Annotated in this window: 10 protein-coding genes; 4 read left to right on the forward strand and 6 right to left on the reverse strand. The window is 43.5% G+C overall.

Annotated elements, in window-relative coordinates; translation table 11 throughout:
• Nucleotides 1–176: 176 nt before the first annotated feature.
• Nucleotides 177–3,344, forward strand: a complete 3,168-nt coding sequence (locus B9Y69_RS13760; protein WP_085473555.1) for a S41 family peptidase — start codon at nt 177–179, stop codon at nt 3,342–3,344.
• A gap of 34 nt (nt 3,345–3,378) precedes the next feature.
• On the opposite strand, the gene B9Y69_RS13765 is transcribed toward B9Y69_RS13760, so the two are convergent.
• The 6 genes from B9Y69_RS13765 to B9Y69_RS13790 all read right to left on the reverse strand — a co-directional run bounded on the left by B9Y69_RS13765 (nt 3,379) and on the right by B9Y69_RS13790 (nt 11,218).
• Nucleotides 3,379–4,143 carry an SDR family NAD(P)-dependent oxidoreductase gene (locus tag B9Y69_RS13765; protein WP_200811814.1) on the reverse strand — a complete coding sequence of 255 codons (765 nt, stop codon included), beginning with the start codon at nt 4,141–4,143 and terminating at the stop codon, nt 3,379–3,381.
• Between the two features lie 5 nt (nt 4,144–4,148).
• Nucleotides 4,149–5,273: a DUF4861 family protein gene (locus tag B9Y69_RS13770; RefSeq protein ID WP_085473706.1), complete on the reverse strand. Its 1,125-nt coding sequence runs from the start codon at nt 5,271–5,273 to the stop codon at nt 4,149–4,151.
• Nucleotides 5,274–5,278: 5 nt separating this feature from the next.
• Nucleotides 5,279–6,127: a 5-dehydro-4-deoxy-D-glucuronate isomerase gene (gene kduI, locus B9Y69_RS13775; protein WP_085473557.1), complete on the reverse strand. Its 849-nt coding sequence runs from the start codon at nt 6,125–6,127 to the stop codon at nt 5,279–5,281.
• A 184-nt stretch (nt 6,128–6,311) separates the two neighbouring features.
• Nucleotides 6,312–8,978: a carboxypeptidase-like regulatory domain-containing protein gene (locus tag B9Y69_RS13780; RefSeq protein ID WP_085473558.1), complete on the reverse strand. Its 2,667-nt coding sequence runs from the start codon at nt 8,976–8,978 to the stop codon at nt 6,312–6,314.
• 2 nt (nt 8,979–8,980) lie between these two features.
• On the reverse strand, nt 8,981–9,895 hold the full coding sequence (locus B9Y69_RS13785) for a GLPGLI family protein (RefSeq protein WP_085473559.1): 915 nt from the start codon (nt 9,893–9,895) through the stop codon (nt 8,981–8,983).
• A 99-nt stretch (nt 9,896–9,994) separates the two neighbouring features.
• On the reverse strand, nt 9,995–11,218 hold the full coding sequence (locus B9Y69_RS13790; RefSeq protein WP_085473560.1) for a glycosyltransferase: 1,224 nt from the start codon (nt 11,216–11,218) through the stop codon (nt 9,995–9,997).
• A gap of 157 nt (nt 11,219–11,375) precedes the next feature.
• On the opposite strand from B9Y69_RS13790, the gene B9Y69_RS13795 reads away from it, so the two are divergent.
• The 3 genes from B9Y69_RS13795 (at nt 11,376) to miaE (ending at nt 14,520) form a co-directional block, all read left to right on the forward strand.
• The gene (locus tag B9Y69_RS13795; protein ID WP_234991248.1) at nt 11,376–13,115 is read left to right on the forward strand and encodes a GMC oxidoreductase; all 1,740 of its coding nucleotides are present in this window, start codon (nt 11,376–11,378) and stop codon (nt 13,113–13,115) included.
• Between the two features lie 13 nt (nt 13,116–13,128).
• Complete coding sequence (locus B9Y69_RS13800) at nt 13,129–13,764, forward strand: gluconate 2-dehydrogenase subunit 3 family protein (RefSeq protein ID WP_085473562.1); 636 nt, start codon at nt 13,129–13,131, stop codon at nt 13,762–13,764.
• A 174-nt stretch (nt 13,765–13,938) separates the two neighbouring features.
• Nucleotides 13,939–14,520: a MiaE family protein gene (miaE, locus tag B9Y69_RS13805; protein ID WP_085473563.1), complete on the forward strand. Its 582-nt coding sequence runs from the start codon at nt 13,939–13,941 to the stop codon at nt 14,518–14,520.
• Nucleotides 14,521–14,544 lie beyond the last annotated feature (24 nt).

Raw genomic sequence — 14,544 nt, forward strand, 5'->3', positions numbered from 1 at the left:
TGTTTACTCGTTGTGCGTTTGGAGATTGAGTGTAGTAAGATCGGATTGGTATTGTAAGCAAAAGGTTATAATTGGGGCGTACTTGATATAGTGTATTTTATGTATTTTTGTTTTAGAACGAATTAACCGCGAGAGTATTAAGCGTATCCTTTGTGGTTTAACCTATTACAATATTTATGATCAAAAATCTGATTTGGGCTTTGGCTCTCTCGTGGCCTGCTGCGCTGCTACATGCGCAGACCACTACGCCATCTTTCCTATCCTATCCTACGTTGAGCCCGGATGGAAGTACAATGGTATTTGCATATAACGGTGATCTTTGGCGTGTTCCTACCGATGGAGGGCTGGCGTTACGACTGACAGCAATGACGGGCAATGAACTCGCCCCACGTATCTCTCCTGATGGCAAGTGGTTGGCTTTTTCTGCCGATCAAAACGGGAATATGGATGTTTATCTTATGCCGTTAGAAGGCGGAGATATCAAGCAATTGACGTTCCATGAGGCAGGTGATGTGGTTGATAGCTGGAGCTGGGATAGTAAGTCCATTTATTTCACGTCCAGTCGTTATAATAATTTCAGCAGTTATCAGGTCAATATCGAAGGAGGCACGGCAACGCGTGTTTTTGGACATTATTTCAATACGATCCATAATGTGGTGGAAACCCCGCAAGGCGAGTTGTTGTTCAACGATTCGTGGGAGAGTTATTCGGCCGCAAATCGGAAACGTTACAAAGGCGCTTTTAATCCGGATATCTTCTCCTACAATCCTAAGAACAAGAGTTTTAAGCAGCTTACTGATTACGCAGGGAAAGATTTTTGGGGTAGCGTTGATCGTAAGGGAACCATCTATTTTGCTTCTGATGAAGGAAATGATGAATTTAATCTCTATACCTTCGTTAACGGGAAAAAGACCGAATTAACGAATTTCCCTACGTCCATTAAGCGACCGAATGTATCTGCAAATGGAAATAAAGTCGCCTTCGAAAAAGACTATCAACTGTTTGTGTATGATGTTGCGTCAAAAAAGACGGTAAAACCGCAGGTGACATTGAGCCGAAATGTAGTACTCGATAAGAAACAGGAGTTTGATGTCAAGGATAATATTTCCAATATGGACGTCTCGCCTGATGGAAAGAAGTTAGCATTTGTTTCTCGCGGGGAGCTCTTTGTGAGTGATGTAGAGGGGAAATTTGTACGCCAGATGCCCAGTTTAGGGGAGCGTATTATGGAAGTCAAGTGGTTAAAGGATAATCGTACATTGCTTATCAATCAAACATTTGAGGGGTATTTAAACTGGTATACGATTGCCGCTGACGGAACAGGTGCTGCGAAGCAACTTACATCAGATAAGCGTAATAACCGAGATATTGCATTCAACAAAGATCGTAGTCAGGCCGTTTATTTGAGTGGACGTGATGAGGTCCGCATTATGGATCTTAAAGATTTACAGAGTAAGACGGTGGTGAAGGATGAGATATGGGCTTTCCAGAACTCGACACCATCTTTCTCTCCTGATGATGCGTATGTTCTCTTTACAGCGTATCGCAACTTCGAGCAAGATATCTTTGTACATGAACTAAAGACAAACAAAACAATTAACCTTACGAATACCGGCGTTTCTGAAACGAGTCCGGCTTGGTCTCCAGATGGGAAGTACATTTATTTTGCGAGCAATCGTATTAAGCCTTCCTATCCCATGGGCATGCAGAATGCAAGTATCTATCGTATGGCATTAGATAATTTCGATGAAGAGTACCGTACGAGTAAGTTTGATGAGCTATTCAAAGAAGCGCCAAAGATGACTCCAGACTCCGTTAAAAAGGGAGCGGATGTTGCGAAAAAAGAACCTGTAAGTGCAGGGAGCACTACAAAAGGTAAAACCGTGGTAACCATCAATACGCAAGGATTGCTAGATCGCATCACGCAGGTAAGTCCTGGTTTTGGAACACAATATAACCCCGAGTTGCTTAAGAAAGGCGATAAAGATTATGTGTTCTACTATTCTAACCACAGCGAAGGGAAAGGCGCGGTTTATCGCACCATTATGGAGCCTTTTACGCCAAACAAAACAGAGAAAGTGATTGATGGTGGGTGGGGTGGCCTACTGGAAGTGGGAGGAAAATATTTTGTGTTGAGCCGTGGTTCGGTGCAGAAATACAACCTAGAGGCGAATAAATTAGATAAGATTGAGATTTCGCAGAAATTTCAACGGAATCTAGAGCAAGAGTTTAACCAGATGTTCTACGAAACATGGGCGGGAATAGAAGAGAATTTCTATGATGGTACATTTCATGGTGTTGATTGGCAGGCCATGAAAAAGCGGTATGCGTCGTATCTTCCTCATATCAGTAACCGTATGGATCTACGTGTGTTGCTCAATGATATGTTGGGCGAGTTGAACGCTTCGCATTTAGGATTTAATTCATCAGGTCCAGAAGAGCGTAAGGATTTCAGAACAGCCAGCAATGAAGTGGGCTTGGAGTTTCGTACGGATCAACCGTTTACGGTAGCGCGCATTATTGCGAACAGTCCGGCTAGTCGCGTGGGAGTGGATATACAACCTGGGGATGAATTGGTTGCCGTAAATGGTGTGGAGGTTGATAAAACGCGCGATCGGGATGCTTACTTTATGCAGCCGTCGTTATTGCAGGAGATGACGTTGCGGTTAAAGCGTAACGGTAAGGACATGAATATCAATATCCGTCCCCAAACATCGGGCGCACAAAAGGAACAGCTGTACAATGAGTGGATTAAAGGAAATCGTAAAAAAGTTGACGAATGGGGTAAAAATCGTATAGCATATTCGCACATGAAGAATATGGGGGGCGATCAGCTGAACCAGTTCTTGCTGGATATGGCCGAGCAGGAAAATAATAAAGAGGGTATTATTCTCGATTTACGTTTTAATACAGGTGGAAATGTACATGATGAGGTATTACGTTTCTTAGCACAACGACCTTATTTGCAATGGCAATATCGCGGCGGGAAGAAGTCGCCTCAGAGTAATTTCGCGCCCGGAGCGAAGCCAATTGTGCTCTTAATCAATGAACAATCATTGAGCGATGCGGAGATGACTGCTGCGGGATTTAAAGCTTTGAAGCTTGGGAAAATTATTGGAACCGAGACATACAGATGGATTATCTTTACTTCGGCCAAAGGCTTGGTGGATGGTTCGATGTATCGGGTACCGGCTTGGGGATGTTACACATTGGACGGTCAAGATTTAGAGCTGACAGGTGTTGCACCAGATATCTACGTTAAAAATACCGTAGAAGACCGGGTGAACGATAAAGATCCGCAGTTAGAACGAGCTGTACAGGAAATTTTGAAAGATTTGAAATAGAGGAAACGGGGCCACGATAAATGGCCCCGTTTTTTTATCGGCCCATCCAACCGCCATCGACGGTTAAGATCGTGCCGTGTACGTAATCCGATGCAGAAGAAGCAAGGAATACGGCGGGCCCTTTAAAGTCTTGTGGTTCGCCCCAGCGACCGGCCGGAATACGACCTAAGATCGAAGCTGAGCGTTCCGGATCGTCGCGTAGCGCTTCGGTATTGTCGGTTGCAATGTAGCCAGGAGCGATCGCATTTACATTCACTCCTTTGCTGGCCCATTCGTTAGCAAATGCTTTTGTTAAGGAACCGATCGCCCCCTTGGAAGCGGCATACCCAGGAACGTTTATTCCCCCTTGGAAGGTTAACAGCGATGCGGTGAATACGATCTTTCCCGATCCACGTGAAATCATCTCCTTCCCTAGCTCTCTGGTAAGGATAAATTGAGCATTTTGGTTTATTTCGATTATCTCGTCCCAGTAGCTGTCCGGATGCTCGGCTGCCGGAGCACGTAGGATATTGCCCGCATTGTTAAAGAGGATATCTATTGTAGGGTGATCTTTTTTTACCTGTTCAATAAAACCGTAGAGCGCTGATCGATTAGAAAAATCACATTGGTAAGGGTAAAAGTTTCGACCTTGGGCGTTAACAGCTTGCTCAACTTTGGAGCCGGACGATTCCAGACTTGCTGACACACCGATAACATCCGCACCCGCCTCGGCCAAAGCTTCCGCAATAGCAAGGCCAATACCTCGCTTACAGCCTGTTACTAAGGCGATTTTACCGGTTAAATCAAAGGAAGATAAGATTGACATTATTTGTTGTATTTAATAGTTAAAGGATGGTGTAGATGTTCTGCTTTTGTCAGGAGATACATATGCCATTGCTCGTCAGAAGTAATAGCACCAGCTTTATTGAATGCCGCGCCCATGTAGTACTCCAGCGGCTGATTGTTTTGCTGTGTTATTTTAAACAGGAATTGTGTCGGACTTTGGATTAATGCAGCTCGATCATCAGGCAAAATTAAGCCTGTTCCCGTTATATTGCCATTCTGAGCGGGTTCCCAGTAGCTGAAAACTCCGTCGTCAGAAGCCCATTGAAAATCAGGCCTTTCCTCCTTTCGTTTGGCTATACCCACGACCAATGGGGTACGTTCGGCATTGGTATTTTTTACCGAGAGTGATACTTTGCTTAGTTGGCTTCCGGCGTCCAAGGAAATCGTCTTTTCCAATACGATAGTCTCGCCGGCAATAGCTTGCGGTTCGAAAATCAATTTGAATGTGGAACGTAGCGGGCCATTGTCTAGTATTTCAAAATGGCGATAATGTTTGGTGTAGTGTACTTTGTCACCAAAATATAAGGCCACATCTCCCACCCCCAATGTTTGCCCTACGCTATAATAATCAAGTCCTTTTCCATGGTCTGCATGGTAGTCGCCTGTCGCATACCATTCGTTGATAATGAGGTCGCTGGTGCGTTTTGCCCAGAAGTCAAAACCTTGTGCATCTTCAGATGTTCCTTCCAGCGCTTTTCCGTAGGCACGAAAAGCCACAACATTATTCTCCCAGGCAAAGTCATCTTTTCTTTCCGGAACGTAGCGCGCATATGTTTTTTGTATAGCGACAGGTGCTTTTTCTTGCACAACAACAAGCTCTAGCTTTCCCTTTCCCGCGATAGAAGCTTCGATCAAGACATTTTGAACATGCTGTTTTCCTAGTCTTTCAAACTGGATGGGTAACACCTCTCCGCTCTTTTTATTCTTAATTACAAAAACGGTGTCTTTCAGTCCAAACTGTTGTTTTAATGTTTGGAAAGGAATAGTTACCAGTTCCTGTCGATCGGCTGCACTTGGGTTTGAGATGGTAATTGTTTTCTTCTGTTGTGCATGCAGCGACATCGCAACGGCTAACGTGACTGCTGTTATCCCTAATTTTCGCATGAGCATTAACGCAATTCGGTGATAGGCGATTTATCCATATCATCATAGTCGAGGTTCTCTCCTGCCATGCCCCAAATAAAGGTATAGTTGCTTGTACCTGCGCCCGCATGTATTGACCAAGGGGGAGAGATTACAGCCTGTTCATTCTGCATCCAAATGTGTCGGGTTTCGTCGGTCGGCCCCATAAAGTGAGAAACAGATTGACCCTCAGGGACCTCAAAATAGAAGTAAACCTCCATACGGCGGTCGTGTGTATGCGCTGGCATGGTGTTCCATACCGATCCTGGCTTCAGCTCGGTCATCCCCATTTGTAACTGACAGGTGTCGATCACTTTATTCAACAACATCTGATTGATCGTGCGATGGTTAGCCGTTTCTAAAGCTCCCAGTTCAATTTTATTAGCTTCATCTTTGGTTACTCGTTTGGTTGGATAGCTGTGATGAGCCGGAGTAGAGTTTAAATAAAATTTTGCAGGATTGTTTTTATCATTGCTTGAAAAGTAAACCTCCTGTGCTCCCTTTCCAATGTATAGTGCTTCTTTATGGCCAATTTCATAACTTGTTCCATCAACATCAACTAAACCAGCACCTCCGACATTGATAATGCCTAATTCACGACGAGAAAGGAAGAAAGGCTCCTTTAGAAGTGGTTCGATGGTTTCTAGCTTTATTGGTCCTGATACAGGCATGGCACCGCCTGCCATATATCGATCGTAGTGTGAATAAACAAAATGAATTTTATCGGCGGTGAAGATCTTTTCTATCAGGAAGTTTTTGCGTAGTCCTTGTGTATCTAAAGTTTTGGCTTCGTTGGGGCCAATGGCATATCTGCTTTCAAAAATTGTCGTACTCATAAACGTAAAAAAAATAAGGTTGGTTTATGTCTAAGGTACTGTTTAAAATGCGCTTATGATAATGGAATCTACGAAAACGTTATCAGAGAAACAAAGTATTCTCCTCAGGCGACACCCTGGGTTGTTAAGGAACGCGAGAGGCTTTGTGCGGGGAACATGTGATGATTTCCGTCCAGTGCTGTCTCTACAGATTAAAGATTACTCGGGCGACAAGCATACGTCCACGCAGGTCGTAACTGTTTTGATTTTGTTGATTGGCCGATATACTGTAGGTGTTAAACGTCTTGATATTAGCTAGATTACTCATGTTCAATTCAAAATCTGTTTTCCATTTTACATGACGGTAACGGGCAAAAGCATCGATAAAAAAGTAATTTATATCCTGTTGACCTGGTTGTTTGCTATAGAGATGTCTACCACTGACGCGGACATAGGTGCGTTTAATGGTATAGAATGGAAGTCCAATATTCTGCGATGCGCTGAAGACGTTGTTATTTAAGGTCGAGTTATCTTTTTGTTTGGATGTGGACCAGGACAAGGAGCTTTGGTAAGACAATTTGAGATCTTTCCAAAGCTTTATCTCCGCATCCGGTTGTACAGAAAAACTTGTGTTCTGAAATGGTAGTAATGTGCCATTAAAGAGCTGATTGAAATCGCTATAAGACCAAGATGCTCGTAGTTTTACGGTGCTGGCAAGGGCAAAGATATACTTGTCGAATCCGGCACTGACCTGAAAACTGTTCACTTTGTTTTTAATGGGTACAAGGATCGTTTGCGATATATCGTTTGAAATGACTTGTGAGAATAAGGCGTTACGTATGGTCTGCGAATAGTTGATCCCTCCATGGGCATAAAGCAGCTTTAAGGTACGACTCAGCCTATAATTCAGGCCGGCACTATGTGATGAGCTTTCATTGATAGAGGCGTTGTTTTGGGATATATTTCGATAGCTGCGGATAATTGTTCCACGATAAATATCTTGGATGTTACCAAAGGTATTACTATAGTTGTAAGTAAAATCCATTTCGTCCTCCATTCCTATGCGTTGCTTCAGTCGAAATGAAGGATTGAATAAAAGATCATTTTCTTTATTGTTCAGAGCATAACCCGCATCTTTAAATGTGGTTTGCTGCAAGGCTACTGGCAGCATCAAGGATGCTTCTACTCGGTTGATTTTCCAACTGTACTCACCCGTGATGTTATAGAGAATGCGGCGCCAATGTAGATCATTAACTGTAGAATCAATCTGTGGTACAACAAGTGTTCCGTTCTCGATATTGAGTGCAATATCGGAGGATAAGCGTTGATCTTCCAAGCTTATACCGACGCCGTAATATTGGTTTATTTTCCCTTTAGGAATACGGTATCCTGTTGTTAAACGGGTAAATAGGTTGGGAACATTAACATGTTGTCTTGTTTCTTCATACGGTTGACCTTGGTTTAAAAGGGATGCATACACGCCGGGACGGATCATCAAATCTTGTGGCTTTTCCCCGTAATTGAAGATCCAGTTAAATTGGATAACATCCCCATTTTTTAGTTGAGGGACATATTCCAACTTGTTACTGATGCCTGAAATACGATGGTTACGATTTACAGAAATAGGATTGTTGTTGCTTTCGATAGTCGCTTGTCCATTCTCTTTTTCATACTCAAAGGAAAGGGCATTGCTGATAAACTTGGTGTCCATGTTTTTAGATGCCGTTAACCGGATCGCTGCCAGCCACTCTTTTATTTCGCTACGCTGCTGCTCAATAAATGAAATGGTTTCGTCCTGCGTAAAGTAGTCTGTTCGTCCACTAAAACTTTGGCTGTTTTTATCAAAAAGAGCCTGTACGTTGGATTTAAGTTGCCATTTGTTCGCTAGATTAAACAGGTTATTCGTGTTGATAGCCGCGGTGTTGTTCATAAAGTAATAGGGCTTGGCAATGGGTGGAGCGCCGACTGTTCCGAGGGATAATAGGTTATTTATGGGCGACGTACCTAGCCGACTCAAGGTGTTCTCTCTATTGTATCCGACCAAATCACCCGTTAAATCTTTACCGGTGTTATTCCCATTCAACACATTCAACATTTTGTACTTCTTGTTAAACAGAATGTTGTTGAGTTCACTATCATATTGTTCGGGTAGCCCCGCCCCTATTTTTGCTTCACCTGTCATCTTTAGCTTAGCATCTTCTTTTATGACTAGGTTGATTGCGACTTGATCGCTAAATCGCTTGTTTTTCAACACTTTTAGATGTTCGTGGTTGTTCAATACCTGGATGTCCTGGACCATTTTGTGTGGTATGGTCCGTGTTCCAATGTTGTAACGGTCATCTAAGAGATCGTCGCCATCGATGTAAAAATTAGAAATAGCTTTACCTTGGTATTTGATCTGTCCCGATTCTGTGACTTCCATCCCAGGCATGCGTTTTAGAACATCGCCAATACTGCGGTCTTCTTCCTGTGCGAAACTTCCTACATTATAAGCGAGTGTATCCCCGAGTCGGCGTACTTGCGGTCTGCTTTTAACATGGATATCATCTAATACAATTTTCTTCTGTTTCAGTTCAATGAAAAGTCCGGTGAGCTTGCTGGTCAATACTTCCTTATGTTTGTTGTAACCGAGGTGGTTAATTTCAAGAAAGCAGCTTTCTAGACTTTTATCGGTTGTAATAGAGAAATTTCCCTCCTTATCTGTTGCTTTGAAAGCAATGATTTTTTGATCATTGTTTTTCACCATGACGCTGGCAGAGGCGATTGGTTTTTGGGTCGACTGATCCACCAATCGACCTACTATTTGTTTGTTCTGTGCCAGCGCGTACAACTGGATCAACATAAAAAAAGAAAAGAGGGAAGCGCGCATCATGCTTATGGAGTTAATTCAATAGGATTGTTTGTGTCGCGGGAAGGTTTGTAGCTCTCTGCATTTTGAACGGAAAATGATTTTATTCTACTCATATCGAGTGCTCCCTTTGCGGCAGGACCATTTGATTTAGATCCTGTTGCGATGACTGTTGTTCCGCCGGTTCCGCTAATATTTATACTTCCTCCCGAACGAGCGGCTTTCGATTGCATATAGGCTTGTGGGTTTGCCTTGAATGCTTCCAGGAGTTTAAGCGCTTCTTTTTTCGTTGATTTCACTGCATTTGGAGCTATTTGAATCGCCGTTTCACCATCCTCGATCTTGTCAAACCCTGCGTAACTAAAGGTTACATCCCCTTTTGCGTCAGATGCCTCTAGAATCAATCCCGGAAGACCTTGTAACTTCCATGGTCCGCTGGAAAAAGGAAGTTCGGTTGTAAACCAAGCGGTATATTGCCTTCCCTTGAAGGAGGTCGTAGCTTTCTGACAGCTGTAACCACCAATCTCTTTGGTTTCATCGGAAACGGACCAGTCTTGCTCCGGAAATGTACTGGCGATCACCAGCTGGTCCCCGGCAACAGTCATTACTTCTTGCATGTCTTTTTTTGTCTTGTCGATGAGGTAGAACTCACCGATAGCCGTTACATCACGCGAAATTTTAACGTTCCCATCGAAGGCAGGGTCATCCATCTGCTTTTTTAAGCTTTCCTGCGCCCGATTGGTAGAATTGCTGGTATAGTAACTACTGTTTGCCCCAAGATACGTAACGACCTCATCGCGCAAAAATTTATCACGCTGTGTACTATCATTGATATGTTTAAAGATGTAGTGGACCTTTGCCACAGCTTTTTCGGCCTCTTGTGCTCTTGTGTTTGCGCTTATAGCCAAGGCGATAAGCGATACATATAATACTCTTTTCATGGTAATTAGATTTTTCTATGATTTAATCAAAGATATACGAAAAAATCGTAATTCAAAATAATTTACGTCATGAAGCTAGATTTTGTGATGATTTCCCTGCTATTTTTTATTCTTTTCCTCGATCCATAGCGACATGTATTTCAGGCTATTATGAGCTTGGGTATTTAAGATCTGTCCCATAAAATTTTTTTGACGATGGGTTGAGATTTTTGACTGTAATGTTGTTATAGTTTGGAGAAAGTCCCTGGTGTGCTGTGTCTTGCTAAATAGACGGTTGTGGATCGTCTGTCCACGTTTTTGCGCTGCATTCCAAGCCTGCGGATCGCTATAAAGATGTTTAGCGTAGGCAACAAATTCGTCTGTGGCATCCGTGATAAAGCCGTTCCATTGGTCATCAAGCGTCATATCTTCTGCCCCAACCCTGCTGGTTATGCTTGGGGTCCCACTTTGCATGGCATCGATGAATTTTCCCTTTATGCCCGCACCAAATGGAATTGGAGCAAGCAACACCCGATATTTCGCCATCGTTTCTTGCGCATCTTCTGCCCTATCCATAATAAAGAAGTTTTCCTTAGGCTGATGCAGCTGATAGACTTTTTCGGAAGCATATGCTCCATAGATATGCAATGCCACTCCGGGCAGTTCTTTTCGTAATATAGGCCAAATCGTTGTTTTCAGGTATTGGATCGTACGCCAGTTCGGTTCATGGATAAAATTACCAATAAACATGAAGTCTTTTCGGGTCTCGTATGAATTCCAGCGACCTAGATGCATTTCCTCTAGCGTTTCTTCCAAAAAAGGTAAATAATACAGAATTGACCCATCAATATTGAATGTATCGGTCAAGATCCGAATTTCTTCTTGTGAAATTATTAGCGACAGGTCTGTCCTCAAAATAGATGCAATCTCCCGTTTGGCAGTATCATTGTAGTAGTCTGGGGCCTCTCCTGTTTTCCATGCTTCTTGCCGGGCTTTTCGTAAGAAATGAAGATCTTCCGTGTCTAATATAGTGAGGGCCTTCGGACATTGTTCGCGTATGCGCCAACCGTATTGTTCCTCCACCATAAATCGATCAAAGATGACAATATCGGGATTCTCCGCTTTGAACTGTGCGTCAACTTTGCTGTCGTTCAGCGCAATAGGTAGTTCGCGTACCGCAAGTGTTTCCAAGGGAAAGCTGTAGTCCGATTTACTGGCTGCGCAGGCGAAAACAACAGATGCTCCGGAGTCTAAAAACGTTTGGATCAGTTGTCGAATTCGAGACCCTGCGGCGGAAGATTGCGGTTCGGGCCATACCAAACCAATGAAAAGCACTTTTTGCATGTCTCAAAAATAGGAATTATCTTTACCTATAATGTATCAAAAATAATACTATTGATCTTGATGCCGTTTTCAAGGTAATACCTATATTTACTTTGCTAAATGGTATTAGTATCTATTTAGCCTTTGCAATTTAAACCTTAGAAGAGATAGATTTTTTATGATGACCAATTACCAAATCAAAGAAAGTCCAGAAGTTTATGACGCTATTGTGGTGGGATCAGGTGCTGGGGGTGGTATGGCTGGCTATATTCTGGCACATGCAGGCTTAAAAGTATTGATGCTGGAGGCTGGGCCGTTTTTCGATCCCGCAAAAGATGCCTTGCAGCTACGTATGCCCTGGGAATCTCCACGACGAGGTGCCTCTACAACACGTCCTTTTGGAGATTTTGATGCGGCTTTTGGTGGTTGGCAGCTGGAAGGGGAGCCGTATACGACAGTGAAGGGGACTGAATTTGAATGGTTTCGCGCTCGTATGTTGGGCGGACGTACAAACCATTGGGGACGGATATCGCTACGGATGGGGCCAGATGATTTTAAACCGACCGATGGGGAAACGGAAGCATGGCCGATAACGTATGATGAGGTGAAGCCTTTTTATGATCGTGTGGATCGTATGATTGGAATTTATGGTACGGTTGAGGGGATTCGTAATGAGCCGGATGGAATTTTTATGAAGCCGCCTAAGCCGAGGCTTAATGAATTGTATATCGCAAAAGGCGCGCGTAAAGCAGGAGTGCCTGTCATCCCAGGCCGGGGATCTGTATTAACAGAAGCTTCGCCAGAGATTAAGGGGCGAGGAGTCTGTTTTTACTGTGGACAGTGCGGGCGAGCATGTAAAGTGTATGGTGATTTCTCATCTTCTTCCTGTTTGGTTATTCCAGCAATGAAAACCGGAAACCTAAAAGTTATCGACAATGCGATGGTACGTGAAGTCTTGACTAATGAGGAGGGAATTGCTATTGGTGTTTCCTATGTGAGCACGACAGATATGCAAGAATATGCGGTGAAAGGAAAAACAGTTATTCTTGGTGCTAGTGCGTGTGAGAGTGCGCGTATTATGCTGAATTCGAAGTCGAAAGCGCATCCGGGCGGCGTTGGGAATAGTAGTGGGTTAGTGGGGAAATATTTGCATGACTCAACGGGAGCGAGCTTATCGGGTTTTTTACCGCAGCTCTTGGATCGTAAACGTTATAATGAGGATGGGGTAGGATCGGTACATATTTATTCGCCTTGGTGGGAAGACAATAAAAAGGTCGGGTTCCCAAGAGGCTATCACATTGAATATGGCGGTGGTATGCGGATGCCTTCTTATGGTTTTACAAATTGGATACCATCGGTTAACGATAAAGTTAAAGGGCCAGATGGGCAGGCGCGTGATAAAGGAGGGTACGGCGCATCATTAAAGCAAGATTATCGTCGTTTCTATGGTGCAAATGTTGGGATGGCAGGTCGTGGTACGGCTTTGGCAAGGAAGGACAATTATTGTGAAATAGATCCGAATAAGGTAGATAAATTTGGTATTCCCGTATTGCGTTTCCACTACAAATGGGCGAATGAAGAAATTGCACAAGCGAAGCATATGCAAGAGACTTTTCAATCGATCATGCATGAGATGGGAGCGATCATTACCTCTACGATTCCTGGAGCGGATACATTATACGGACTAGAAGCACCCGGAAAAATCATCCATGAGGGTGGGACAACTCGGATGGGCAATGATCCGAAATCGTCGGTACTCAATAAGTGGGGGCAGGCACACGATTGTAAGAATTTGTATGTGGTGGATGCCGGACCTTTTGTGCAACAAGGAGATAAAAACTTGACATGGACCATTTTGGCGCTTTCTATGCGTACGGCAGAGTATATTTTGGAAGAAAAGAAAAAGTTGAACGGCTAAATATTATTTAGATATGAACAGAAGAGATTCCCTTAAAGCATTGGGATTAATGGCTGCTGGATCTGGTATACTGGCCAGTTCATGCCAAACAGGAGATACGAACAAAGAGGGGGCGAAGGCTGTCTCAGATAAGCTGCCTGGTGTTCAGGACTTTGAACATGAACGGAACCTGGCGCTTGCGGAAGAGAAATTTTTCGATGCCCATGAAATGGCGACTATAACGGTATTGGCGGATATTATAATTCCGAAAGATGAAACCTCGGGCAGTGCTTCGGATGCGGGCGTACCAGCCTTTATTGAGTTTATGGTGAAGGACTTGCCCGACAATAAGCTTCCAATGCGTGGGGGGTTGAAATGGTTGGATATACAAATGCAAAAAAGACACGGCAAGTCTTTTGTCGACTGTCAGGCAGAGCAACAATTGGCGCTCGTGGATGAGATTGCATATCCCGATAAAGCGAAACCGGAAATGCAGCAAGGTGTAGCATTCTTTTCGCTGATGCGGAATTTTACGGCATCTGGTTTTTTTACCAGTGAGATAGGCGTGAAGGATATTGGTTATGCTGGTAATAAACCGGGGGTATGGAACGGTGTACCGGAGGATGTGCTGAAGGCACATGGCTTTGAGGTCGGGCCTTTCTTTGGATAGCTTTTTAGTCGTTCATAGTTCGTAGTCTGTAGATCGTAGTTTAGTAGTTGGTAGATTGTAGTTCATGGTCTGTAGTTCATAGTTTCTACGAACTAACCACTATGAACAACCAACTACGAACTAACCACTACGAACTAAAAAACCACTATCTTTGTGGCTCAGAAAGGAAATGATATGTTAGGATTAAAACTATTGACGGACCCTCGCTGGGCGAATATTGCGGAAGCCAATTTGGACGAAATTTTAACGGACCATGCGTGGTGTGAGCAGAAGGCCGCTTCGAACGCTATTATGTTAATTACGCAAAATCCGGAATACGAAGATTTAGTGCATGAGCTGACAGCGATCGCGATCGAGGAGATGGAGCATTTTAAGATGGTTATCGAGATTATTAAGGAACGCGGTTATACCTTAGGGCGTGAGCGTAAAGATGATTATGTGGGGCAGTTGATGAAGTTTTTGCGTAAGGATGGTTCCCGTAATATGGCTTTTGTTGATCGCCTGTTATTTGCGGCGATGATTGAAGCACGCAGCTGTGAGCGCTTCCGGGTCTTAACACAAAATATCAAAGATAAGGATCTTGCTAAATTTTATTACGACCTCATGGTTTCGGAAGCAAACCATTATACAACTTTTTTGAATTTTGCGCGTAAATACAGCACAGACGTGGATGTCGATAAACGATGGAAGGAGTGGTTGGATTTTGAGGGTGAGTTGATCCAAAGTTACGGAACAAAGGAATATATCCACGGATAAGCGACACTTCTTAACCTACATCAA

This window comes from Sphingobacterium psychroaquaticum, from assembly GCF_900177625.1.
Classification (GTDB): Bacteria; Bacteroidota; Bacteroidia; order Sphingobacteriales; family Sphingobacteriaceae; genus Sphingobacterium; species Sphingobacterium psychroaquaticum.

Coding starts and splice junctions, on each gene's coding strand:
- B9Y69_RS13760 (WP_085473555.1), top strand. CDS start 177: ATGATCAAAAATCTGATTTGGGCTTTGGCTCTCTCGTGGCCTGCTGCG.
- B9Y69_RS13770 (WP_085473706.1), bottom strand. CDS start 5,273: ATGCGAAAATTAGGGATAACAGCAGTCACGTTAGCCGTTGCGATGTCG.
- kduI (WP_085473557.1), bottom strand. CDS start 6,127: ATGAGTACGACAATTTTTGAAAGCAGATATGCCATTGGCCCCAACGAA.
- B9Y69_RS13780 (WP_085473558.1), bottom strand. CDS start 8,978: ATGATGCGCGCTTCCCTCTTTTCTTTTTTTATGTTGATCCAGTTGTAC.
- B9Y69_RS13785 (WP_085473559.1), bottom strand. CDS start 9,895: ATGAAAAGAGTATTATATGTATCGCTTATCGCCTTGGCTATAAGCGCA.
- B9Y69_RS13790 (WP_085473560.1), bottom strand. CDS start 11,218: ATGCAAAAAGTGCTTTTCATTGGTTTGGTATGGCCCGAACCGCAATCT.
- B9Y69_RS13795 (WP_234991248.1), top strand. CDS start 11,376: ATGATGACCAATTACCAAATCAAAGAAAGTCCAGAAGTTTATGACGCT.
- B9Y69_RS13800 (WP_085473562.1), top strand. CDS start 13,129: ATGAACAGAAGAGATTCCCTTAAAGCATTGGGATTAATGGCTGCTGGA.
- miaE (WP_085473563.1), top strand. CDS start 13,939: ATGTTAGGATTAAAACTATTGACGGACCCTCGCTGGGCGAATATTGCG.